This is a genomic window from Streptosporangium minutum (genome assembly GCF_002149035.1).
GTDB classification, from domain to species: Bacteria; Actinomycetota; Actinomycetes; order Streptosporangiales; family Streptosporangiaceae; genus Streptosporangium; species Streptosporangium minutum.
In genome coordinates, this window is sequence record NZ_NGFP01000075.1 from 1 (window position 1) to 22548 (window position 22548).

At 72.2% G+C, this 22548-nt stretch carries 23 protein-coding genes; 8 read left to right on the forward strand and 15 right to left on the reverse strand.

Annotation, left to right across the window (positions count from 1 at the left end):
- A partial coding sequence (locus CA984_RS46265; protein ID WP_207620918.1) for a hypothetical protein occupies positions 1-853 on the forward strand: 853 nt, incomplete at its 5' end.
- A 50-nt stretch (positions 854-903) separates the two neighbouring features.
- On the opposite strand, the gene serS is transcribed toward CA984_RS46265, so the two are convergent.
- The 3 genes from serS to CA984_RS17820 form a co-directional block, all read right to left on the reverse strand.
- Entirely contained in the window at positions 904-2166 is a 1263-nt protein-coding gene (gene serS, locus CA984_RS17810; protein WP_086573754.1) for a serine--tRNA ligase, read from the reverse strand.
- 128 nt (positions 2167-2294) lie between these two features.
- On the reverse strand, positions 2295-3215 hold the full coding sequence (gene pheA / locus CA984_RS17815) for a prephenate dehydratase (protein WP_086573756.1): 921 nt from the start codon (positions 3213-3215) through the stop codon (positions 2295-2297).
- A 217-nt stretch (positions 3216-3432) separates the two neighbouring features.
- The gene (locus CA984_RS17820) at positions 3433-4767 is read right to left on the reverse strand and encodes a glycosyltransferase 87 family protein (protein WP_086573758.1); all 1335 of its coding nucleotides are present in this window, start codon (positions 4765-4767) and stop codon (positions 3433-3435) included.
- Between the two features lie 67 nt (positions 4768-4834).
- On the opposite strand from CA984_RS17820, the gene CA984_RS17825 reads away from it, so the two are divergent.
- Complete coding sequence (locus tag CA984_RS17825) at positions 4835-7042, forward strand: hypothetical protein (protein WP_086573760.1); 2208 nt, start codon at positions 4835-4837, stop codon at positions 7040-7042.
- Here the strand turns inward: CA984_RS17825 and mptB are convergent.
- From mptB to CA984_RS17845, 3 genes are all read right to left on the reverse strand, one after another.
- The gene (mptB, locus tag CA984_RS45515; RefSeq protein ID WP_242676017.1) at positions 6924-8333 is read right to left on the reverse strand and encodes a polyprenol phosphomannose-dependent alpha 1,6 mannosyltransferase MptB; all 1410 of its coding nucleotides are present in this window, start codon (positions 8331-8333) and stop codon (positions 6924-6926) included. The two genes, CA984_RS17825 and mptB, sit on opposite strands and share 119 nt — an antisense overlap.
- Before the next feature lie 108 nt (positions 8334-8441).
- On the reverse strand, positions 8442-9122 hold the full coding sequence (locus tag CA984_RS17840) for a glycosyltransferase family 2 protein (RefSeq protein ID WP_031161802.1): 681 nt from the start codon (positions 9120-9122) through the stop codon (positions 8442-8444).
- Positions 9119-9472, reverse strand: coding sequence for an STAS domain-containing protein (locus CA984_RS17845; protein ID WP_012886935.1), 354 nt, complete (start codon positions 9470-9472; stop codon positions 9119-9121). The genes CA984_RS17840 and CA984_RS17845 overlap by 4 nt, the downstream gene beginning before the upstream one ends.
- A 284-nt stretch (positions 9473-9756) precedes the next feature.
- Here CA984_RS17845 and CA984_RS47955 point away from each other — a divergent pair, with 284 nt between their 5' ends.
- On the forward strand, positions 9757-10389 hold the full coding sequence (locus tag CA984_RS47955; RefSeq protein ID WP_242676018.1) for a hypothetical protein: 633 nt from the start codon (positions 9757-9759) through the stop codon (positions 10387-10389).
- Positions 10390-10516: 127 nt separating this feature from the next.
- On the opposite strand, the gene CA984_RS17855 is transcribed toward CA984_RS47955, so the two are convergent.
- Entirely contained in the window at positions 10517-11644 is a 1128-nt protein-coding gene (locus CA984_RS17855; RefSeq protein ID WP_086573766.1) for a sensor histidine kinase, read from the reverse strand.
- Entirely contained in the window at positions 11641-12336 is a 696-nt protein-coding gene (locus CA984_RS17860; protein WP_086573768.1) for a response regulator transcription factor, read from the reverse strand. Before CA984_RS17860 ends, CA984_RS17855 begins: the two co-directional genes overlap by 4 nt.
- A 114-nt stretch (positions 12337-12450) precedes the next feature.
- On the opposite strand from CA984_RS17860, the gene CA984_RS46270 reads away from it, so the two are divergent.
- The 3 genes from CA984_RS46270 (at position 12451) to yidC (ending at position 13647) form a co-directional block, all read left to right on the forward strand.
- Positions 12451-12618: a hypothetical protein gene (locus tag CA984_RS46270; RefSeq protein WP_165781303.1), complete on the forward strand. Its 168-nt coding sequence runs from the start codon at positions 12451-12453 to the stop codon at positions 12616-12618.
- Positions 12615-12881, forward strand: coding sequence for a DUF6412 domain-containing protein (locus CA984_RS17865; protein ID WP_086573770.1), 267 nt, complete (start codon positions 12615-12617; stop codon positions 12879-12881). Before CA984_RS46270 ends, CA984_RS17865 begins: the two co-directional genes overlap by 4 nt.
- A gap of 70 nt (positions 12882-12951) precedes the next feature.
- Positions 12952-13647, forward strand: a complete 696-nt coding sequence (gene yidC, locus CA984_RS17870; protein WP_086573772.1) for a membrane protein insertase YidC — start codon at positions 12952-12954, stop codon at positions 13645-13647.
- Between the two features lie 44 nt (positions 13648-13691).
- Here the strand turns inward: yidC and CA984_RS17875 are convergent, their stop codons facing one another.
- Together CA984_RS17875 and CA984_RS17880 are read right to left on the reverse strand one after the other, a co-directional pair.
- A complete protein-coding gene (locus CA984_RS17875) occupies positions 13692-14147 on the reverse strand; it encodes an ATP-binding protein (protein WP_086573774.1) in 456 nt (151 codons plus the stop codon).
- 156 nt (positions 14148-14303) lie between these two features.
- Positions 14304-16226: a PAS domain-containing sensor histidine kinase gene (locus CA984_RS17880; protein ID WP_086573777.1), complete on the reverse strand. Its 1923-nt coding sequence runs from the start codon at positions 16224-16226 to the stop codon at positions 14304-14306.
- Between the two features lie 74 nt (positions 16227-16300).
- Here CA984_RS17880 and CA984_RS17885 point away from each other — a divergent pair, with 74 nt between their 5' ends.
- Positions 16301-16885: a methylated-DNA--[protein]-cysteine S-methyltransferase gene (locus CA984_RS17885; RefSeq protein WP_086573780.1), complete on the forward strand. Its 585-nt coding sequence runs from the start codon at positions 16301-16303 to the stop codon at positions 16883-16885.
- A 176-nt stretch (positions 16886-17061) separates the two neighbouring features.
- Here the strand turns inward: CA984_RS17885 and CA984_RS17890 are convergent, their stop codons facing one another.
- The 4 genes from CA984_RS17890 to CA984_RS17905 form a co-directional block, all read right to left on the reverse strand.
- Positions 17062-18408 carry a purine-cytosine permease family protein gene (locus CA984_RS17890; RefSeq protein ID WP_086573783.1) on the reverse strand — a complete coding sequence of 449 codons (1347 nt, stop codon included), beginning with the start codon at positions 18406-18408 and terminating at the stop codon, positions 17062-17064.
- Between the two features lie 175 nt (positions 18409-18583).
- Complete coding sequence (locus tag CA984_RS17895; protein WP_086573786.1) at positions 18584-18916, reverse strand: rhodanese-like domain-containing protein; 333 nt, start codon at positions 18914-18916, stop codon at positions 18584-18586.
- Between the two features lie 102 nt (positions 18917-19018).
- A complete protein-coding gene (locus CA984_RS17900; protein ID WP_086573789.1) occupies positions 19019-19624 on the reverse strand; it encodes a TenA family protein in 606 nt (201 codons plus the stop codon).
- Between the two features lie 15 nt (positions 19625-19639).
- On the reverse strand, positions 19640-20218 hold the full coding sequence (locus tag CA984_RS17905; protein ID WP_086573792.1) for a DM13 domain-containing protein: 579 nt from the start codon (positions 20216-20218) through the stop codon (positions 19640-19642).
- Between the two features lie 110 nt (positions 20219-20328).
- On the opposite strand from CA984_RS17905, the gene CA984_RS17910 reads away from it, so the two are divergent.
- Positions 20329-20988, forward strand: a complete 660-nt coding sequence (locus CA984_RS17910) for a GOLPH3/VPS74 family protein (RefSeq protein ID WP_086573795.1) — start codon at positions 20329-20331, stop codon at positions 20986-20988.
- A 201-nt stretch (positions 20989-21189) separates the two neighbouring features.
- Here CA984_RS17910 and CA984_RS17915 read toward each other — a convergent pair whose 3' ends face one another.
- Entirely contained in the window at positions 21190-22464 is a 1275-nt protein-coding gene (locus CA984_RS17915; protein WP_242676019.1) for an LCP family protein, read from the reverse strand.
- Between the last annotated feature and the right edge of the window lie 84 nt (positions 22465-22548).

Here is a 22548-nt window from a genome sequence, read left to right on the forward strand (position 1 = left end):
GCCCCCCACCTCGGCGCCGTCACCCCGGCCGTCGCCCGCGACCCGCGCCTGCCTGCCGGACGACCCTCGGCACTGCTACCGCGTCGTCCCCCCGCGCCTGGCCGTGGACGAATCCCTGGACGGCGGCAGGAGCTGGAACACGGTGTGGGGAGTGTCCGAAGGGCGCGAGGGGGTGCTGCGACGGCATGACGACGACAACCACAAGTGGCCCTGGCAGGGCTCGACGGCCGTCGCCGTGCAGCTCGTGCCGGACGGCCACGTGGTGGTGGCGGCCAACGGCAACGACGGCATCGCCGTACGGGACGCCCGGGGGGCCTGGCGGCGACTCGGCTTCTCGGATGAGGGTTTCTCCGCGGACACGGCGATCCCGCTCCGCTCGCCGAACGTCAATCTGACGACGGAGTACCTCGTCGGCCTCTTCACCGGCCTGCTCGCTCTCATGGTCGGCCTGTCCGCGGCACGCCGTAACAGCCCACAGGTCAGCGCCCTGTCCGTGACCGCGTACGTCCTCGCGCTGATCGGGTTCGCGGTCAGCGTCTCCTACCGCTCCAGCCTCCTCGCCCCGCTGTTGATCCTGTTCGGTCTCGCCTGCACCCTCACCGCGGTGGTCCTCACGGTGGCCGCGGCGGTCCGGGCGCGGGTATCCGCCCGGACCGCGCTCGCGCTGGCCGCCATCGTCGCCTGCACGTCGTCCTCGATCTGTTGGATCTTCTCCGGCTGGGTCTCGGGCACCCCTGACGACTACTCGACGGCGGTGCTTTCGGCCTGGCTCGCCGGCGGCGCCGGGGTGGTCGCGTCCGTCTTGGTCGGCTGGAGGGACGCGAGGAGCGCCCCCGGCGGACCCGCCGCGTGAAAGGCGCAGGCCCCCACCGGACTCCGATGGGGGCCTGCGCCGCAGGACGCCTACTTGACGGGTTCGAGGACGTCGAGCCCGACGTAGGGGCGCAGGGCCTTGGGGACCACGACGGAGCCGTCGGCCTGCTGGTGGTTCTCCAGGATGGCCACGATCCAGCGGGTGGTGGCCAGGGTGCCGTTCAGCGTGGCCGCGTGCTGGGGCTTGCCGTCCTTGTCGCGGTAACGCACGGCCAGGCGGCGGGCCTGGAAGTCGGTGCAGTTGGAGGTCGAGGTGAGCTCGCGGTAGCGGCCCTGGGTGGGGACCCACGCCTCGCAGTCGAACTTCCGCGCCGCGCTCGTGCCCAGGTCGCCCGCGGCGGTGTCGATGATGCGGTAGGGCACCTCGATCTTGGCGAGCATCTCCTTCTCCCAGGAGAGCAGGCGCTGGTGCTCCTCTCTCGCGTCCTCGGGACGGCAGTAGGAGAACATCTCGATCTTGTCGAACTGGTGGACGCGGATGATGCCCCGGGTGTCCTTGCCGTAGGAGCCGGCCTCGCGGCGGAAGCACGAGGACCATCCGGCGTAACGGTGGGGCAGCGCGGCGCCGTCGAGGATCTCGTCGGCGTGGTAGGCCGCCATGGGCACCTCGCTGGTGCCGACCAGGAACAGGTCCTCGTCGGCCAGGTGGTAGACCTCGCTGGCGTGGGCGCCGAGGAAGCCGGTGCCCTGCATCGTCTCGGGCTTGACCAGAACCGGCGGGATCATCGGGACGAATCCCGCCTCGATCGCCTGCTGCATGGCCATGTTGAGCAGCCCGAGCTGGAGCCGCGCGCCGACGCCCTTGAGGAAGAAGAACCGCGAGCCGGAGACCTTCGCGCCGCGCTCCATGTCGATCGCGCCGAGCAGCTCGCCGAGCTCCAGGTGGTCCTTGGGCTCGAAGTCGAAGGTCGGCTTCTCGCCGATCTCCTCCAGCACCACGTAGTCGTCCTCGCCGCCCGCCGGAGTCCCCTCCTCCACGAGGTTGGGGATCGTGTAGAGCAGGTCGTCGAGCTCCCCGGCCAGCTTCTCGGCCTCGGCCTCGGCCGACTTGACCTGCGCCGCGAGATCCTTGGCCCGGTCGAGGAGGGCGGTCTTCTCCTCGCCGGAGGCGCGGGAGACCGACTTGCCGATGCTCTTCTGCTCGGCGCGCAGCGTCTCGAACCGGTTCAGCGCGCCGCGCCGGCGGCTGTCGAGGTCGAGCAGCGTTTCGACGACGGAGTCGTCCTCACCGCGGGCACGCTGCGACGCCCGTAGCCGGTCGGGATCCTCACGAAGGGTACGCAGGTCAATCACAGATCAAGGCTACCGATGCGAGGCTTGAGCTCGCGCCCATATTCCGCCTCGGCCGGGGCGCCCGCCGGCCGAGGACCGGCGACACGCCCGCCGAAGCCCCTGTCGCGCCGCCGCGGGGACCCGCCCGATCAGACCTGGCCGGTGCGGATCCTGGAGAGCCAGCCCGTGGCCTCGGCGAAGTCGCCATTGGCCGTACCGCGCTTGACCTGCGGCGACAGGCCGTCGGCGCGTGGGTAGCTGCCGAGGAAGCGCACGTCGGCGCAGATCCGGTGGAGACCGGAGACCGCCTCGCCGACCCTGGCGTCCGCCACATGGCCCTCGAAGTCGAAGTGGAAGAAATAACGGCCGATCCCGTCGCCGGTGGGCCGCGACTCGATCCGGGTCAGGTTGACCCCGCGCACGGAGAACTCGGTGAGCATCTCCAGCAGCGCGCCCGGGTGGTCGTCGGTGAGGAAGGCGACCAGGGTGGTGCGGTCGGAGCCGGTGGGCTCGGGCAGCGGACCGGGGCGGGACACGCGGACGAAGCGGGTCACGGTGTCGGAGCGGTCGCCGATGCCGGTGGCCAGCTCGACCAGCCCGTAGTGCTCTCCGGCGATGCGCGCGGCGACGGCGGCGTCGTACGGCGAGCCGGGGAGGGCGACCTCCTGGGCGGCCGCCGCGGTCGACGGGGCCGCGACCACCACGGCGTCGGGCAGCTCGCGGGCGATGAAGGCGCGGCACTGGGTGATGGCCGCCGGATGGGTGAAGACCCGCTTGATGCGGCCGATCCCGGTGCCGGGCCGCGCCAGGAGCGAGAACTCGACGGGGAGCAGCAGCTCGGCGGTGATGAGCAGCGGCTCTCCCCAGGCGAACTCGTCCAGGGTCGTGGTGATGGCGCCTTCGAGCGAGTTCTCCAGGGGCACGACGGCGCCGTCGGCCTCACCCCGCCGGGCGGCGTCCAGCGCCGCGCTGACGTTCGCGCGCGGCAGGCGCTCGGCTTGCGGTGCCAGGATCCGCAGGGCCTCTTCGGTGAAGGTGCCCTCCGGTCCCAGATAGGCGAGTTTGGGCATGACACCAGGCTATCCGGCGCCCATCCGAAAGTGCGCGTAAAGTCGCACATTCGCGCAGCTCACCTCCGCCCGCACACGGCCCGCGCTCGCCGGCGGTCTGCCCGCGCCGCGCGCCTGCCCCAGCGCCGGAGCACCGATCACGACGCCGGAGACCCCGGCCACGACCCCTACGACGATCCCCATGGGCACGAACACGGCACCCGGAGTAATCACCGGGTCAGGGGAGTGTCCGGAAAACCTCTCGCCGCCTCGGCAGCCACACCCCGAGCAGCCAGACCAGCGCCAGCGCGCCCAGCCCGAACCCGTTCTGGACGATCTTGCCCAGCACCGGGCTGAGCACCGGGATCTCCGCCGCCTTGATCGTCACTCCCCACCAGGGGATCGGCATCACGTAGTAGAGCCAGACACCGGCCGCCACCCGGACCCGCACCGGGTCGCGCCCGTCGCCGGCCAGCGCGCCGAGGACCACGACCACCCAGGCCAGGTGGTGGATCCAGGCCACCGGCGACAGCAGCACGGCCATCAGGCCGACCAGCGCGACCCCGGTCACCGCGTGCCCGTCGAGCAGCGCCCTGCGCGCGTGGCGGAAGCCGTACCAGGCGACCACCGCGACCAGCGCCGCCCAGAGCAGGCCGGTCAGCCAGTCGGGCAGGTAGAGCCGGATGAGCATGCCGCGCATCGACTGGTTGGTGGTCGCCGCGTTGGCGCCGAGCCGTTCGGGGTCGAGCAGCGCGTGGAACCAGAACTCCGCGGCGTCGGCGGGGATCACCAGGAAGGGCAGCAGGGTGAGCAGCGCGGCGGTGAAGGCGGCCATGAAGAAGGCCCTGCGCTGCTCCTGCCGCGCGCCCGGGCCGAAGCCGGTGATGAGCAGGTAGATCAGGAACACGCCGGGGGTGAGCTTGACGGCGGTGGCCAGGCCGATCAGCATGCCGCGCGGCCACACGGGGCGCCGGGCCACGCAGTCGGCCAGGCAGAGCGCGACCAGCAGGATGTCCACCTGGCCGAAGCGGACCTGGTCCCTGATCGGCATCAGGTAGGTGCAGGCGACCATCAGGAGCGCGAAGGCCATCGGAAGGCCGGCGCCGCCCGCCCGGCCCGGCGCGTCATCCCGGTCCCGCGCCGCCCGCCGGCCCGGCACCGCGCGGCCCAGCACCGCACGGCCCAGCACCTCGCGGTACGGCACGGCGGGGCCCAGCAGGGCGCGGAAGCCGTACCCGACGCTGACCGCCAGCGTCACGAAGACGAGGGCCGTCCACGCCCACTGCGCCGCGGGCCACGACATCGCGGCCAGCGGGGTGGCCAGCAGCGCCGCGATCGGCGGGTAGGTGAACGGCAGCAGTTGCGGCGCGGGCGTCACGAAGTCGTAGACCGGCCGCCCCTCCAGGATCGCCTGACCGCCGGTACGGTACACATCCAGGTCGACCAGGCGCTGGTCGTCGACGTTGCCGAGCCACTGGATCACCAGCGGGGCCACCGCCACCACGATGAGCAGCAGTGCGAGCGGCCACCCCCACAGGGGCCGCTCCGTCGTGGTCGCCTCGCCAGTCGTCACGACCAGGCAGGTTACCGTGGGCCTGAAGGAAAGCGGCCGCCAGCAGGCACGGATACGGGGGAACCGGATGGGCTCAGCACACGATGGCAGGTCACGGCGCGCCCGCCACCGGGCGGTCTGCGTGCTCCTGGCCGCCGTGCTCCTGGCCCTCTCCTACGCCGGTACGGCCGCCGCCTCGGCCCGGTCGCTCCCCGCCAGGGTCGTGGTGGTCGGGGTGCCGGGGCTGCAGTGGAGCGACCTGGACCGGGACCGGACGCCGAGCCTGTGGAAGCTCGTCGAGGGGGGCGGGGCCGCGTCGCTGTCCACCCGGGCGGTGCCGCTGCCCGATCGGGGCGTCACCTGCGAGGTCGCGGGTTGGCTGACCGTCTCCGCCGGGCAGCGGGCGGGAGCTCCCGGGACGGACTGCGCGCCGCCCGTGCCGCCGCTTCCGGCGCCGGACGGCGGGGCGAGCGTGCCTGACTGGTCCGGGTTGGTGACCTACAACGCCGAGGAGACCTCCTACAAGCCCGCGCTGGGGCTGCTCGGCCAGCTCGTGGCGGACGCCGGGGGGAAGGTGGCGGCGGCCGGACCGGGGGCCGCACTCGGCGCCGCAGACAGGTCCGGAAAAGTCGGGAAATATGCGGCGACCATCGACGGGCTCGGCGACCTGGCGCCGTACCGGCTGGTCGTGGTGGAGGCCGCCGATCTCGCACGGGCCGGGACGGGCCGTGACGGCGGTCCGGCCCCGGCGGGCGGGCAGGACAGGCAGGCCGCGGTGGCGGGCGCCGACCGCCAGGTGGGCGCGGTCCTCGACCGGCTCCCGCCGGAGACCACGGTCCTGCTCGGCGGCCTGTCCGACACCTCGGCGGCCCCTCACCTGCACGTGGCCGTCGCCCGGGGCCCGTCCCCCGACGGGGGGCCGTACCCGCACGGCTACCTGACCACCACCTCCACCCGCCAGGACGGGCTGGTCACCAACACCGACCTGACCGCCACCGTGATCGCCCTGCTCGGCCTGGAGACCCCGAACGGCGTCGTGGGCCACGCCTGGCGGAGTGCCGGGCCGAGCGGGGAGCCGGCCGCCGCCATGGTGCGCGACCTCGCCGGCGAGGACCTCGCCAGCCAGGTGTTGCGCAAGGTGCGGGGGCCGTTCTTCACGGTGTTCGTGGCGGTGCAGATCCTGTTCTACCTGCTGGCGGCGGTCGCGATCCGGCGGGGCTGGGGCGGTTCCCGGGCGCTGACGGCCACCCGGGCCGTCGCGGTGGTCAGCGGCGCGATCGCGATCGCGACCTTCCTGGCCCAGCTCGTGCCCTGGTGGAGCCTGCCCGCCCCGATGGCCGCGGTGATCCTGACCATCACCGGCATCGCCTGCGCGATCGCCGGGATCGCCTTCGCCGGGCCGTGGCGGGCGCACGTGCTCGGCCCGCTGACCGTGGTCGCCGGGATCACCTCGCTGGCCCTGCTGGCCGACGTGATGACCGGCTCCAGGCTCCAGGTGAACGCGGTCACCGGCTACGAGCCCGTCACCGGCGGGCGCTTCTACGGCTTCAGCAACATCGCCTTCGCCGTCTACTCCGCCGGGACGATCCTGGCCCTGGCCGGGATCGCCCAGTGGCTGATCTCCCGGGGGCGGCGCACGCTCGCGCTGGCGGTCTGCGCGGCCTACGGGCTGTTCGCGGTGTTCGCCGACGGCTGGCCGGCGTGGGGCGCCGACTTCGGCGGGGTTCCGGCGTTCCTGGCCGGGGTGGCCGTCTTCCTGATCCTGCTGTCCGGCAGCCGGGTCTCACCGGTCAAGCTCGGCCTGATCGGCCTGGCCGGCGTCCTGCTCATCGGGGCGATCGCGGTGGCCGACTGGCTCAAGCCCGCCGCGCAACGCACCCACCTGGGCTCCTTCGTCCAGCAGGTGCTGGACGGCGAGGCCTGGACCGTCATCGGGCGCAAGCTCGGCGCGATGGTCGGGGTCACGGTCGGCAACTGGTCGCTGACCCTGCTGTCGCTGGTCGCACTGGCGTTCCTCTTCCTGGTGCTGGACCGGCCGTCCCGGTGGGGCGCCTCCGCCCTGGGCCGGGCCTACCTGCTCGCCCCCGCGCTGCGCGCCGGACTGATCGGCGCGCTGGTCTGCGCGCTGATCGGGTTCCTGATGAACGACTCGGGCATCGCGATCCCCGCGATGGCGCTCACGGTGGCGGTGCCGCTGACGCTGGCCGCCTGCGTGCGCGCGCTCCAGCTCTCGCCGCCCACCACGCCAGAACGAGCGTCAGCGCCAGCAGGGACCACGGCACCACCCGCTCTCTGACGACGGTCCTCAGCCAGAGCAGGTCCTCGGGTCGCATGGCCTCCCTGGCCGGCAGGTACCCCAGGGAGAGGATCACCACTCTGGCCACCATGAAGCTCTCCAGCGCGGGCCAGGAGGCCATGGCCAGCAGCGCGAAGGCCAGCCCGTCGTACCAGGGCAGCGCGTACGGCGCGGCGAACAGCCAGGCGGCCACCATCACCGCGGCGATCACCGGAGCCGTGTCCCGGGGCGCGGCCCGCAGCATCAGCCAGGCCAGGACCGCCAGCAGGAGCAGCGAACCGGCCTGGATCCAGGCCGAGTACGCGCCGGGCCCGAACGCCTCCTGGAGCCCGGTCTTGACGAGGTGCCACGGCGTGCCGAACGAGACCTTCCTGCTGGCCGCGCCGACCTGGTCGAGGACGTGCGGGCCGGCGAGGCCGTAGATCACCAGCACGGTGGCCGTGGCGGTGCCCGCCACGACGGCGAGCCTGCCGGGCGAGCGGCGCAGCTCCCAGGCCGGGCCCAGCGCGACCAGCCCGGCGTTGAGCTTGACCCCGATCCCCACCCCGAGCAGCAGCCCGGACCCCGCGCCACGGGCCATGAACGCCGCGACCATGCAGGCGACCGCCAGGGTGTCCACGTGCATCCCGGCGGCCAGGTGGTAGATCATCAGCGGGTTGACCGCCCACAGGAGCGCCGCCCGCCGCTGCAGGTCCGCGTCGCCCCTGGTGAACCGGTGCAGCAGCAGCGCGGTCGCGATGAACGCCGCCGCGTTGAACGCCGCCATCACGAACACCGTCAGCCGCACCGAGTCACCCCCGGCGAGACTCGCCAGCGCCTGTACGGCGGTCGCCACCGGGCCGTAGACGCTCGTCACGCCGGTCCACTCCTCCACCGCGCCGGTGACGGGGTCGCCGGGCAGCATGGCGGGGGTGACGGCGTAGGGGTCCAGGCCGAGCGTGACCAGGCGGCCGTAGGCGGCGTAGTTGAGGTGGTCGGCCGAGCCCGACGGCGGCAGGAGGGCCGCCAGCGCGGCGGCCACGCAGCCGGCCGCCAGCAGCAGGCGCGGATCCGGCCCCCACCGGGACCGCAGGGCGACGGCGAGCCCGAGCCCGCCCAGCACGATCGCCGCCGCGGCCATGGCGATCACCAGATGGCCGTCGGGGCGCAGATCCAGGGAGTAGGGCGGCTGCCAGGAGGGGCCGGGCAGCCGGGGCACCATGGCCGAGGGGCCCAGCAGCCCGATCAGGAGCGTCAGCGTGACCGACAGCCCGACGGCCGCGAACGCGGCGGCGCCGAGCCCCCGCGGCACGCCGGATACGGGAACCCGCCTCTCATCGACAACCAACGGAACCCGAGTCACCCGCAAATTCCAGCACATCCGGCACAGTGCCCGGCGCGGCGCGACCGGGAGGAGCGCCTACCGGCGGGCCAGCAGGGCCCGTGCGACGTCACGGAACTGCCTGGCCCGGTGGAGCTGGGCCTTCCAGTCGGTGCCGGTGGCCCGGTGGGACATCTCCACCTCGACCTCCCGCACGCGGAACCCCCTGCGGAGCAGGTCGATCGTGAGAGCGGTCTCCACGCCGAAGCCGTGGGCCAGGGGCCTGGCCGCCTCGAACGCGGCCCTGGTCAGACAGCGCTGGCCGTTGAGCGGCTGGGCGGGCGTCCATCCGGTCGCGCGCTCGATGCCCTCTCGTGCGAGCTTCACCACGAGCCCGTGACCGCCCAGCTTCACGCGGGTGACGAACACGGCGATGGTCATGTCGGCCTCACCTGCCATGACCGGTTTGATCAGGGGCGCGGCCGCGTGCGCGCTCTCGCCCAGATCGGCGTCGAGGAACAGCAGGTGCCGAGGCTCCTCGCCGTCGAACAGGCGCACGGCCTCGGCGCCGCTCTCCATGGCGGCGGCCTTGCCCCGGTTACGGCTGTGCCGCACGACACGGGCCCCGGCGGCCTTGGCCACCCGGCCCGTCTGGTCCGTCGATCCGTCGTCCACGACCATGACGAGATCCACACCGGAGAGCGCCAGGGCCGCGGCCACGGTGGCGCCTATCCGGTCGGCCTCATCCTTGGCGGGGATGATCACCGCTGTTCCGGTCATCCCTTGGGTTCGGCGGTCAGCAGCTTCCCGGGCACCGCCTCGTGCACGGTGAACACCGAGTCGAGACCGGTGACCTGGAGAATCTTGCGTACGGCGGGCCGCGGTGCCGCCAGCTCCAGGGTGCCGCCGCGCTCTTTCAGACGCTTGAGCGCGGACAGTAGCACGTTCATACCGGTGGAGTCACAGAACTCCACCCCGGACATGTCGATGACCACGTAGGTGGTCGGGCTCTCCTGGAGCAGCCGAGTGAACTCGGACTGCAGACCAGGAGCGGTATATAGGTCGATTTCGCCGACAATGGTCATGACGGTGTGCCCGGCATGAGATCGAGTTGAGACTTTTAGCTCCACAGCGGGCACACTAGCGGCGCGAAGGCCGCTGGTCACGTTCTCTCGCCCAACCCGAGTCGTCGGCCCTTTGTCCCCCGTTTCGCCCTCACGGAAACCGTGAGTGCGCGAAACTTGACACTGTGCAACACCGGCTCAGCCGGAAAGGGGGGAGACCCGGAATCTCCCGACCGTCCCTGCGCTACGTCAGTGGCGGCCGTTGAGTAGAAACGGGCTCGAACGCATCAATGAACACCGACCTTCCTGAGGATCCCCAACGGCAGCGACTCCGGGAGCACCTGGAGTCAATGATCACCCGCACCGAGAAGGCCACCTCGTGGCACGATGCGGCCAACTCCCTGCGCAGTCTGGTGAACCGTGAGGGCTACGTCCCGATCAGAACCCGCCTGGCGACCGAGGACCTCGACTTCCTCGAAGGAGCACGCGAGGAGCTGCTCGGCTTCGCCGCACTCGGGGTCAGGCTTCTCGACCTGCACCAGCCCCGCGACGCGGGCGGCATCACCAGCGACGCGGCGCACCCGATCCTGCGCTGCCGCAGCTGCATGTGGCGGTGGCCGTGCCCGACCTTCCGCGCCATGGCCGAGTCCTTCGGCAGTCCCAGGACCCCCACCTCCTGCCAGCACGTCGAGCCCGACGACGGCGAGAACGACGAGGACGCCCAGGTAACCCTCGTCGTCCCCGGCCGTCCGGAGCGTCCCGGCCGTCCGGAGAGTCCTGGCCGTGCTGAGAGTCTCGGCCAGCCGGAGAGTCTTGGCCGTTCCGAGAGCCCCGGCCGTTCCGAGAGCCCCGGTCGCGCGAAGAAACCCGGCCGGGCCGGGAAGGACGGCCGGGTCGAAGAAGCCGGCCGGCCCGGAGAGGCCGGTCGGGCCGAGGAGGAGATCCGGGTGCTGATGACCCCCGCGGGGCCGTGGGAGACATGACCGCCTGATCCCGTGCGGGCCCCCTCGGGCCTGCGACACGCGGGCCTCCCTCCGGCCTGCGAGGAGAACCCCCCTCCCGGGAGTCCCGCGGGTCCCGGGAGGGCACCGCGCGGCCGCGCCCCGCTCCTCAGGCGGACAGCGGGAGCCGGATCTCGAAGCGGCAGCCGGGCCCGGCGTTGACGACGTCGATGGCCCCCTGGTGCGCCTCGACGATGCCGCGGGCGATCGCCAGGCCGAGCCCGGCCCCCGCGCCGTCCGCGCTGGGGGTCCGGGCCGCCTCGCCGCGGAAGGCCACATCGAACACGCGTGGCAGGTCGTCCGCCGGGATGCCGCCGCAGCAGTCGGCGACCTGCAGGCAGGCCAGGCCGTCCTCCACCAGCGCGCGTACCCGGACCGTGCCGTCGCCCGGGGTGTGCCTGATCGCGTTGACCACCAGGTTGCGCAGGGCCCGGGACAGCTCTCCGGCGTCGGCCTGGACCGGGACCGCCTGGTCGACCTGGCCCGCCAGCCGTACTCCCTTGGCCCGGGCGAGCGGTTCCGCTCCGGCCAGGGCGTCGGCGACCAGGTCGCTGAGGCCGATCCGCCGCCGGGACAGGCGCAGCGCCCCCGCGTGGATCCTGGAGAGCTCGAACAGGTCGCCCACCATGCCCGACAGCCGTTCCACCTCCAGGCGGATCTGCGTGTGATAGCGGCGCACGGTCTCCGGGTCGGCGACCACGCCGTCCTCCAGGGCCTCGGCCATGGCCCGCATGCCGGCCAGCGGGGTGCGCAGGTCGTGGCTGACCCAGGCGACGAGCTCGCGGCGGGCGCTCTCCAGGGCGCGCTCGCGTTCGTGGCCCAGGCGGAGGCGCTCATACGCCTCCTCCAGGGTCCTGGCGATGGTGTCGAGCTCGGCGGGGAGACCACGGGGCGGGGTGAACTCGCCCGAGGGCGGGACGGCGCGCACGGCGGCGACGAGCTTGCGGCTGGCCGCCACGACGCGGCGGGCGAGCACCGTCGCGACCCCCAGCCCGACCAGGCCGCCGACCGCGACCACGCTGAGCACGATGTCCCTGGGCGTGCCCTCGATGATCATTTTCAGGGTGACGGCGACCACGCCCCCCACCGTGGCCAGGACGGTCACCACGGCGACCACCGCGAGCATCACCCCGATCGACCGCTCCCGCAGCAGCCGCATCGCGCCGAGCCCCGCCAGCGCGACCAGCAGGCCGAGCCCCGCCGTGACGGCGACGATGAGCAGGATCTCGGGGATCACGGCTGTGGCAGGGGTTCGTAGCGGTAGCCGACGCCCCAGACCGTGACGATGCGCCGGGGGGCGGTCGGGTCCGGCTCGATCTTCTCGCGGAGGCGGCGGACGTGGACGGTCACCGTGGAGGAGTCGCCGAAGGACCAGCCCCAGACCTGGTCGAGCAGGGCGGAACGGCTGAAGGCCTGGCGGGGGTTGCGCATGAGATGTGCCAGGAGGTCGAACTCGCGGGCGGTCAGCGTGATCCGGTCGTCGCCGAGCCGTACCTCGTGGGCGCCGACGTCGACCACGAGGGTGTCGTCCCTGAGCACGCCGGTTCCGGCGGGCATCGAGGCGCCGCGCGCCCGCCGCAGCACGGACTGGACGCGCAGGGCCAGCTCCCGGGGGCTGAACGGTTTGGTGACGTAGTCGTCGGCGCCGGTCTCCAGACCGACGACCCGGTCGATCTCCTCTCCCAGGGCGGTCAGCATGATCACCGGAACCGGCCAGCGCTCCCTGAGTTTCCTGCAGACCTGGAGCCCGTCCATCTTCGGCAGCATGAGGTCGAGCACCAGCAGGTCCGGCGGGTTGGACAGTGCGCGCCTGAGCGCTTCGGCGCCGTCTCCGACGCACTCGACCACGTGGCCGTCGCGTTCCAGGTAGCGGGCCACGACTTCGGCCACCGTCGGGTCGTCGTCGACCACCAGAATCCGCGCGCTCATGTTTCCACGGTAGGCCCGGCGGTGGCCGATCCCTATGCGTGTCACCACTCCGTAAGCACTGGATCGTTATGGTTCCCCCTCCCAACGGGCCGGTCCCGGACGTACGGTGGGATCATGAGTCGTACCGTCATGGCAGTCCTGGGCGTCGTCCTCGCGCTCTACGTCGTGTTCGGGCTCGTGCTGCCCGCCCTGTTCGGGCTGTTCAAGTTCCTGATCGTGCTGGCGCTGGTGGCCTTCGTGGTCGTCGCCGTGGTCACGGTCGCGGGCAAGTTCGCCAAGTGAGCGTGCTGCTCGCCCTCCAGACGCTGTCCGTCTGGATGTTCGACGGCGGCGGGGCCGTGACGGCGACCGCGGTGGTCGGGCTGGGCGTGCTCCTGCTCGCCTGGGCGCTGCGCGCGCTGCCCGTGACCTCGGACACGGGACAGCGGCCGCCGCTGTCCCGCCGGGACCGGGCCAGGCGGACCATGTTCGTCCGGCAGCGCGACCCCGACGCGGCCGGGCGGTCACGGCCGAGAGCACCCTCACCGGGCCCGGCGCCCGCGTAGAGCCACGCCCGGACACGTCCGGATCGCGGGCGCCTTCTGTGCTGATTCCATGCCAGTCAGAAGGGCTCCCATGTTCGACCCCGTCATCGAGTTCACCGCCGGTCTCATCACCGCGCTCGCCCAGCCGCTGGGCTCCACCGCACTGGCGATCGTCCTGTTCACCATCGGCGTCCGGCTCCTGCTGCTCCCGCTCAGCGTCATGCAGGCCAGGGGCGAGCGGGTCAGGGCGCGGCTGGCGCCCGAGGTCCAGGAGCTGAGGAGGCGGCACGGCCGCGACCCCGAGAGGCTCCGCCGGGAGCTGACCGCGCTCTACGCCAGGGAGAAGGCCTCACCGCTGGCCGGCTGCCTGCCGGGCTTCGCGCAGATGCCGTTCTTCATGCTGATGTACCAGGTCTTCGCCTCCTCGGTGATCGCCGGGCACGCGAACGCCCTCCTCACCCACGGGCTGTTCGGCGTGCCGCTGGGACAGCAGTTCGCGGGCGCGGTGGCCGGGTTCGGGCTGCTCAGCGGACCCACCCTGGTCTTCGCCGGGCTCTTCCTGCTGCTGCTCGCCGTGGCGTCGGTCACATCGCGGCGGATGCGCCGCACGATGGGCGACCAGGTCCAGCCGGAGATGCTCCGCAGGCTGATGCCGCTGCTGCCGTTCGGGACGCTGCTGGCCGCGGCCGTGCTCCCCCTCGCGGCGGGGCTCTACCTGCTGGTCACCACGGCATGGGCGGCCGGCGAGAGGGCGACGCTGTACCGCGCCGTGCCCGCCACGGGGTGATCGGAACCTTGTCCCGCTTCACTGGGGGTGAAGCGGGACAGGACCTATCCGCATTCCCGCAGGGCGGGTTCGGGGATGGAAACCTGACCGTTACCGTTACTCACAGTGCTGACAGTCGTCACCACCGCCCAGACGGTGGTGATCTCACCGTCGTGTCTGACCCCCCACTTAGCGGCCAGATACTCGACGATGCCAAGGCCCCTGCCCCCCAGAGAGGAGAGCGTGGGGCGACCGGCCCTTGGCTCGGTGGCGGCTCCTCCGTCACTCACCGCAACCTCGACATGCCCGTCAGTCCAGCGCCACGCCACCCTGATCTGACCGGACGGTAAAGGATGTGCGTGCCGGAGCGCGTTGCTCAGCAGCTCGCTCACCACGAGGACCGCATCGTCTATCGCGGTCTCGTAGACCCCCCATTCCTGCAGGTCAGAGCAGAGGCGTTGGCGTGCGACAGCGACGCTGGACGGTGCATACGGCAACAACACGACGCTCGACGCACTCACCTCCCCGTATCCCCGTTCCCCCTGAGGAACACACCCCAGTACGACCGAAATGCCCCGTTAGATGGTCTTAGAAACCGAGCGCCAATTACAGCTTGTGCACATTCGACAATAGATCAGCTCATCCGTTACCGGGTCGTTACCGCATCGGCGTGTCACTTAGGTAAGGGCGCCTGGCGTGTCGGCAATGCGCAGGGCCAGCCGCATGCGGGTGCCGCCCCCCGGACGAGGGTGCGCCGACACCTCGGCCCCCTGGGCCTGGGCAAGGCTACGCACGATGTAGAGACCGAGGCCGACCCCGCCGAACCGGCGGCGGTCGCCGCTGTCTCCCTGGACGAAGCGTTCGAAGACGCGCTCCCTGCTGACCGGGTCGATGCCCACGCCCTCGTCGTCCACGACCACCACCACCCGCTCGCCGGCGGCCCAGGCCTCGACCCTGATGAGGCCGCCGTCCGGCGAATACTTGAACGCGTTCTCCAGGAGCTGGCCGAGCATGATGTCGGTGGCGAGTGCGTCACCGGAGACCGAGGGCAGACCCTCGGGGATGCTCACCTCGACCCGGTGCAGGTCGGACAGGACCGGCAGGCCCAGCGTGGCGGCCCGGAGCAGCTCGCCGAGGTCGAACCCCTCGATCCTGAGGGTGAGCTCGCCCGCCCCGGCGCGGGAGCCCAGCAGCAGGTGGTCCATGAGCTGGCCGAGGGAGCGCGCCCGCTCGGCGATGGTGTGCACGGCCGCGCGCCGCTCGGCGTCGGTCATGTTGTCCCAGCGCGAGTCGAGCGTGCCCGCGAAGCCGCGGACCACCGTGATCGGGGTGCGCAGCTCATGACTGGTGGTCGCGAGGAAGAGATCCTTGGCCTCCTCCAGCTCCTTGGCCCGGGTGATGTCGCGGAAGTCGACCACGATCTCGCCCGTCTCCACGATCTCGGCGCAGAGCACGTCCAGCCAGGCGCCCGAGGGCAGCTGAAGGGTGAGCTTGTCGCCCGGCTCGGGCAGCTGGAACGGCGGCGGCCCGCCGATCACCTCGGCCGCGTGGAAGCCCGTCAGCTCGGTGGCGGCCGGGTTCCACTGGATGACCCGGCCCGCGCCGTCGAGGACCGCGATGCCGTCGGCGCTGGCGTCGAACACGGCCCGCTCGTGGGCGCGCTGCCGTACGGCCTCCTGGTAGGCCATGGCGTTGGCGACGGCGATCCCGGCGTGCCCGGCGAGCAGTTCGAGCAGCTCCAGCTCCACATGGCCGGCCTTGCGCTTGGCGAACAGGGCGTACAGCGCGCCGTACGGCCGGCCGCCCACCGCGGCGACGCCGAGCGCGATGGTGTGCAGGCCGGGGAGCTGTGACCAGATCAGCTCGTCCAGCCGGGCCTGGTCGCCGGTCTCCAGCATCACGGTCCTGCCGGTGCGCAGGAGCTTGCCGACCAGGCTCGTGCGGAGGTCCGCGGTGGAGTCGCGCAGCGAGTCGGGGAGCCGGTGGCTGGCCACGAGGCGGACCCGGTCGCCCTCGATGAGCACGAACCCGCCCGCGTCGGCCCCCGTCAGCTCGGCGAGGCTGGCCGCGATCCGGTCGAGCACGGCGGGCAGCTCCCGCTCCGCGTTGATGTCGGCGACCACGTCGGTGAGCCTGCGGACGAGCTGCGCCCGGCGGGCCACCCGGTCGTGGGCGGTCTCGTCGTCCTGGGTCAGGTGGTAGACGCTGACGTAGCCGAGCAGGACCCCCGCCTCGGAGCGCAGCGCGCTGGTGTCCACCCGCACGTCGATCAGGCTGCCGTCCCGGCGGAACCGCTTGGTCCGCAGCGAGACCTGGCCGCCGGTGCGGACCCGTTCCAGGACCGCGTTGTGCTCGGCCGTCAGCTCCTCGGGGACCAGCGGGGCCCGGCGGCCGAGCAGCTCCCCGGCGGACCAGCCGAACAGCCGCTCGGCGGCGGGATTCCACGTCAGGACCGCCTGATCCCGGTCGAGGGCGACGATCGCGTTGGGCGCGCCGGCGATGACCGCACGGCCGATGCCGTCGTCGCTGGCGGCCCTGTTGTCACCCACGCATCCATAGTGCCGCGTCAACCGGCCTGATCTTGGCACTTTCGTCCGCATGTGCTGACACTCGTTGGGGTGATCCGTCCGATACGCTGCGGTCACCACACACCTGGATACGAAAGGGTGGGGCCATGTCATCCGGTGACATCGACGCACTGCTACGGGTGACCTCGCCCGACTACATAGGGAAAACCCATCCCGACATCGCGTTCGGCACCTTGGACGGCCCGGTGGGGCGGCTCATCCTGGCGGTGACCAACCGCGGCGTCGTGGCGTGCAGCTACGAGGACGAGAACGTCGTCTTCGAGCGCGTCAGCCGGGAGATCGGATCGTTCATCGGGCCGGACCCACGGCGGCTCGACCCGGTCCGCCGGGAGCTGGACGCCTACTTCTCCGGGCGGCTGCGCGCCTTCACCATCACGGCGGACCTGCGGCTGGCGACCTCTTTCGCCAGGACCGTGCTGCAGATGATGATCGCCGTGCCGTACGGAACGGTGACCACCTACCGCGAGATCGCCGAGCGGATCGGCAGGCCGCGGGCGCTGCGCGCGGTCGGCAACGCGCTGGGGAGCAACCCCGTCTGCGTGGTCGTGCCCTGCCACCGGGTGGTCGAGAGCGAGGCCGTCCTCGGTGGTTACGCGGGGGGCGCGACCGCCAAGGAGCGACTGCTGCGTGTCGAGGGAGCCAATGGGAGCCGCTCACCCGGCGGCTCGTAGGCCGCGTTCACGGGGACTCCGCACGCCCGCTGCCGGCCCGTCCGCGGCTGACCGAGCCGTGCCTCACCCTGACGTGGCCGGCGCGTCCGTGGCCGGCGCGTCCGTGACCGACCGGGCCGTGCCTCACTTTGACGCGGCCGGCCCGGCCGTGACCGGCGCGCTCGTGGCGCGCCGGCTCACCTGCGGCGGCGGAGCGCGCCGAGGCCGAGGGTGATCAGGCCCGCGACCAGGAACGCGCCGACCGCCGAGCTCATCCACGGCTGCGGGGTGAAGCCGACGGCCTGCCGGGCGCCGTTCCAGATCGCCGCCCACCACGACACCGCCGAGGGCGCGGCGAGCATCCACCAGGTGACGAAGCCGAGCACCCACGGGATCACCATGAGCCAGCGGGAGGGCGCGTTCTCGGAGGTGTCCCAGTCCCTGCCGCGGCCGAGCAGGAAGTAGTCGACCGCCAGCACGCCGAGCATCGGCACGAACACCGCGCCGATGATGCCGAGGAACGCCCCGTAGGAGTTGACGTCGACGACGAGGGCGACGCCGGTGGTCAGCACGCCGATGGCCACGGAGAAGATCCGGCGGTCCACCCTCGGCATCAGGTTCTGCAGCGACATCGCCGTGGAGTAGACGTTCGCGAACGACTGGTCGGTCTCGCGCAGCACGAGGATGCCGAAGAACAGCGCCCCGAGCGGGGCCGCCACGAACGGCGCGAACACGGCCGTCGGCTGGTCGGACACCGCGCCGTGACCGGCGAGCGCGACCGCGTAGACACCGACGGCCAGGCAGGCCACCTGGGCGATGGTGTAGCCACCGACGACGCCGCCGAACGCCGCGCGGCTGGAGCGCGAGTGCCTCGCGTAGTCCGCCGCGACCGGCACCCACGACACCGACAGGGCGATGACGAAGTCCACGGCCGGCGCGAAGGCGTCCCAGGAGCCGCCGGTCTGGGCGGGGGTCTCGCGCAGGAACACCACCGCGAACCAGGCGACCGAGATGACCACGCCGACCGTGACGAAGCGCCGCAGCAGCCTGATCGCGCCCAGCGGGTAGATGGTCAGCGCCGTCGTCAGGACTCCGGCCGCGATCGCCCAGACCGGATAGGGGACGGAGGCGCCGAAGATCGCCTGCGCGCCCATGGCGACCACCCACAGCTCGAACGCGCCCCAGCCGATCATCTGGATGATGTTGAGCACGGTCGGGACGGCGGAGAGCCGCGCGCCGAACAGCCCGCGCAGCAGCACCATCGCGGGCTGGCCGGTCTGCGCCCCGGGCACCGCGGCGAGGCCGACCATCGCGGTGCCGATGAGGCTGCCGACGAGGGAGGCGACCAGCGCCGCGGTGAAGGTGAGCGGGTTGTCGTCGCCCAGCGGGTTGATCAGGAAAAGCGCGAAGGAGAAGCCGAGCAGGCTGACGCCCAGATTGGCCCAGAACGCGCTCTGGTCGAGCGCGCCGAGGGTCTTCGGCGGAGCCTGGTCGAGAGTGAGGGGGGCCTCGGCATGCTTGGCATCGATGACGTCGGACGTCATGAAACGCTCCCTACGCCGGCATTACCCGGACAGGTTCATGCGGTCGGCGGCGCGTCGGAGGGGTCATGTGCCCCTTTGCCCGATTCCGCCCTCTCAGCCCGGTCTCGCCCGAGCTCCCGCGATAGATAATTCGCCCCGAATTATGTCATTTCTTCCCTTCTCCGCAAGAGCCGGGTCAGGCGACGAACGGATCCTGCCCGCTCTCGCTGACCATGGGCCGTCCGGCGACCTCCCAGGACTGCATGCCTCCGCCCACGTTGATCGCGTCCCAGCCGACGTGGCCGAGCCAGGCCGCGGCGTGGGCGGAACGGCTGCCGGCGCGGCAGACCACGTAGACGGGCGCGTCCTTGGGCACCTCGCCGACCCGGGCCTGCAGCTCGCCGAGCGGGATGTGGACGGCCGTGGGCGCGTGCCCGGCCCGCCACTCGTCGTTCTCTCTCACGTCAAGCAGGAACGCGCCGTCCGGCACGTCCCGCACCTCGACCTCAGGAACACTCATGGCATCCATTCTTTCAAGTCCGTCACCAGATGGGGCGCAAAGCGGCTGGACCGCCCGCGACCTCATCAACATATGCGCGCAGGCACTCGTGAGCGGACACGATCGGCCAGGTCAGGGCACGTCCCAGAAGGCGAGCTCGTGGGCCATCCCCTCGGTGAACAGTGCCCTGGCCCTGCCGAGGTCCGGCACGGCCTCGTCGATCATCACGGCGATGCGCTCGGTCAGCTCGGCGAATCCGGGATGCGCGTAGGTGTCGACCCAGGCGCGGTAGCGCGGCTCGGCCGGAGGGTTCTCGGCGAGGACGCGGCCGAGGGTGGAGTAGCCCCACATGCAGGGGTAGAGCGCGGCCAGGCCGTCGGCGTAGTCCGCCGCGGAGTCGAGCAGGAAGGAGGTGTAGGCGGCGCAGGCCGGTCCCTTCCTCGCTCCGTCGAGGTCGGCGCCGAACTCGGCGGACAGGGACCGGTGCAGGTTCAGCTCCTCGTGGAAGGTGGCGTGGGCCAGGTCCACCAGGTCGCCCAGGTGCCCGTCCGGGGCCTGCCAGGCCAGCCGGGAGAACACCCGCACGTAGTCGAGGAGGAACAGGTAGTCCTGCTCCAGCCACGACCGGAACACCGGCTCCGCCAGATTCCCTTCGGCGATCCCCACCACCGTCGGGTGGGCGAGCTGCGCCTCGACGAGCGGACGGCCAATGGCATGGAGTTCTGCAGAAATGCTCATAAGCCGAGCATTGTCTCAGTTCAGGGCGGCGGCACCGAAGGAGACGCCGAAGCGCCTGCACCAGATGGTGGCGGTCTTCAGGCTGTCCAGGTCGGCCCCGGCCGGAATGGCGTAGTTGGCGTTGCCCCTGTTGCCCTTGAGCTCGCCCAGTTCGAGGTGCTCGCCGTCGTCGAGGTTGTACCACCCGGCCCGGCCCTCCTTGACGGGCTGGTCGCTCAGCCAGACCCGGAGGTCGGGGCCGTCGGAGGTCGCCAGGCCCTCGATCCTGAGCACCCGGCTGCCGTCGGCCAGCTCCAGCACCCTGGCCCTGCCCTCGGTGCCGTGCTCGTGCGAGACGAACGTGCCCGCCGCCAGGGTCCTGGGACCCTCCGGGGCCTCCGCCCGCCCGCCCGGCGACCGGGTGACCGTGGTCCGCCCGCCCGTCTCCGGGGTCGCCCGCGGGGTCGCCGCGGCGACCGGCACGGCCTCGTCCACCTCGACCGTGGTGAACAGGCGCCAGGGCTGGAACAGGTACAGGGCGACGCCGAGCGCGACGGCGCCCAGCGTCATGACCGCCCAGGCGGCCGGGTGGCGGAGCAGTCTCCTGACACGCATGATGCCCTCCGGGCCCTGTGATCGTCACGATGTCGCGGGCCTTGGGGCGAAGGTATCCCGGATACCCGCCACCGGCGCTTACGTAGTGCTTACGTCATAGGGTCGGAGAAATGACGACCATCATCGCCGAGGAAGTCCTCCTGCTCGCCTACAGCGAGGTGGAGGGCAGACAGCTGATCGGCTCATCGGAGCTCGACGCCGCCCTCGGCGGCGCCCTGCTGGCGGAGCTGGCCATCAACGGCCGGATCGACCTGGCCGACAAGAAGGTCACCGTCCTGGATCCCACGCCTCTCGGCGATGAGGAGCTGGACGCGACGCTGGCCCGGATCGCCGGGGAGCCGAAGGAGCGCAAGCCCGACTGGTGGGTCTACAAGCTCCACTCGGCCAAGCTCCGCAAGCGCCTGCTCTCCCGCCTGGCCGAGCGGGGCGTGCTGAGCGAGGAGCCGCGCAAGATCCTCGGGGTCTTCCCCAGCACCCGCTACCCGGAGCGTGACCCCCGCGTCGAGCAGGGCATCCGGGAGAGCGTCCAGAGCGTGCTGTCCGGGGCCGCCCCCGACGAGCGGGCGGCCGTGCTGATCGCCGTCCTGCACGCGGCCAAGATCGACCGCAAGGCGTTCCCCGGCGCGAGCAAGGAGCGCGTCAAGGAGATCACCGAGGGCGAGTGGGCCGGCGCGGCCGTCGCCAAGACCATCGCCGCCGTCAACTCCGCCGTCATGACCGCGGTGATCGCCGGATCGATCGCCGCGAGCACCGCCGGCGCGGGCGGCTGAGACGCCGGCGGCCGGCGCCCCGCCGCCGATACGGCGGGGCCCGGCGGGCGTTCCGGCCGGGCCTCCGCTCGCCGGAGCACCCCCCGGAGCACCGCCGGAGCACTGCCAGGACACCGCCGGGGCGGCGGGGCTCCCGCGCCCTCCGGCCGTGCCGCGCCCCGCCGGGACGGCGCAGCGCCCCGGCGGCCTCCGTCCGGGCCGCTACTTGCCCAGGGCGTCCTTGGGGACCGGCTTGTCCTGGGCCAGGGCGTCGAACATGCGCAGGGCCTTGGCCGTGTCCCACTTGACGACCGCCTGCCCGTTGATGGTCGGCAGGGAGCCGACCGGGACGACCGTGGTCACCGGGTTGTCGCCCATCGCGAGGCCGAGGGAGAGCAGGTTGAAGGCGCCGCTCTCCTCCCCGACGGCCACCGAGTCCGTGGCGCTCAACGCGAGGGGGACGGAGCGGAAGGGATTGATCAGGACTCCGGGGCTGGCCGCCTTCTTCACCACAGCGGAGAAGAACTGGCGCTGGCGCTGGGTCCGGTCGAAGTCGGGGATCGCGCCGGTGGCACGGGTGCGGACGTAGCCGAGGGCCGTGCCGCCGTCCATCGTCTGCAGGCCCTTCTTCAGGTCGATGCCCGCCTTGGGGTCCTTGATGGCCTGCTTGACGTTGATCTCGACCCCGCCGATGGCGTCCACGATGCCCACGAAGCCGCCGAAGCCGATCTCCATGTAGTGGTCGATCCGGAGCCCGGTGACCTTCTCCACGGTCTTGGCGAGGAGCTTGGGACCGCCGTCCTGGTAGGCGTAGGCGGCGTTGAGCTTGCCGCTGCCGTGGCCGTCGATCGGCACGTAGGAGTCACGCGGGAGGCTGACCAGGGTCGGGCGGTCGCCGGTGTCGGGGATGTGCAGCAGCATCATCGTGTCGGTCCGGCGGCCGACGGAGCTGCCGGTGGCGAGTTTCCTGCGCTGGGCCTTGGTCAGGCCGGCGCGGCTGTCGGAGCCGACCAGCAGCCAGTTGGTGCCGGGGGTGTCCGCGGGACGGCCGTCGTAGTCGGTGAGCGCCTCGATCCGGTTCAGCCGCGAATTGATCACGAAGTATCCGCCGACGGCGAGCACCAGCAGCACGACGAGCAGGCCGATGAGGATCCGCACGATCAGCCTGCCCGGCCGCTTCGGGCGCCAGGTCATGCGCGGCATCCGGGTCCCGCCTTTCCCATCGGAGGAGCCGCCGGAGGAGCCGTCGGGGGATCCGGCGTGAGGAGCGGTCTCACCGGGGAGCGGCCTGACCGGGCCGGAGCCCTCCCTGGCCTTGCCGTACACCCGTGAGGTCGACCGCGGTGGCGTGTCGTCGGCCGGCGCCTGCCCGGCGGTCCCCGCCGGCCGGCCCCGCCCCTGCGCCGGGTAGGCGGGCTGCCCCGCCGCCCGGGGCGGCGGGGACTGGGGCGATCGCAACGCGCGTGTGCGATCGTCGTCTTCCGGCCAGTCACCCACGTCGTCTCCCCGCCACTTCTTGAACCCACGATGAGAACGTCATTATCGACGCTACGTCGTGGCCCCGTCGCGCGCCGACGCCTC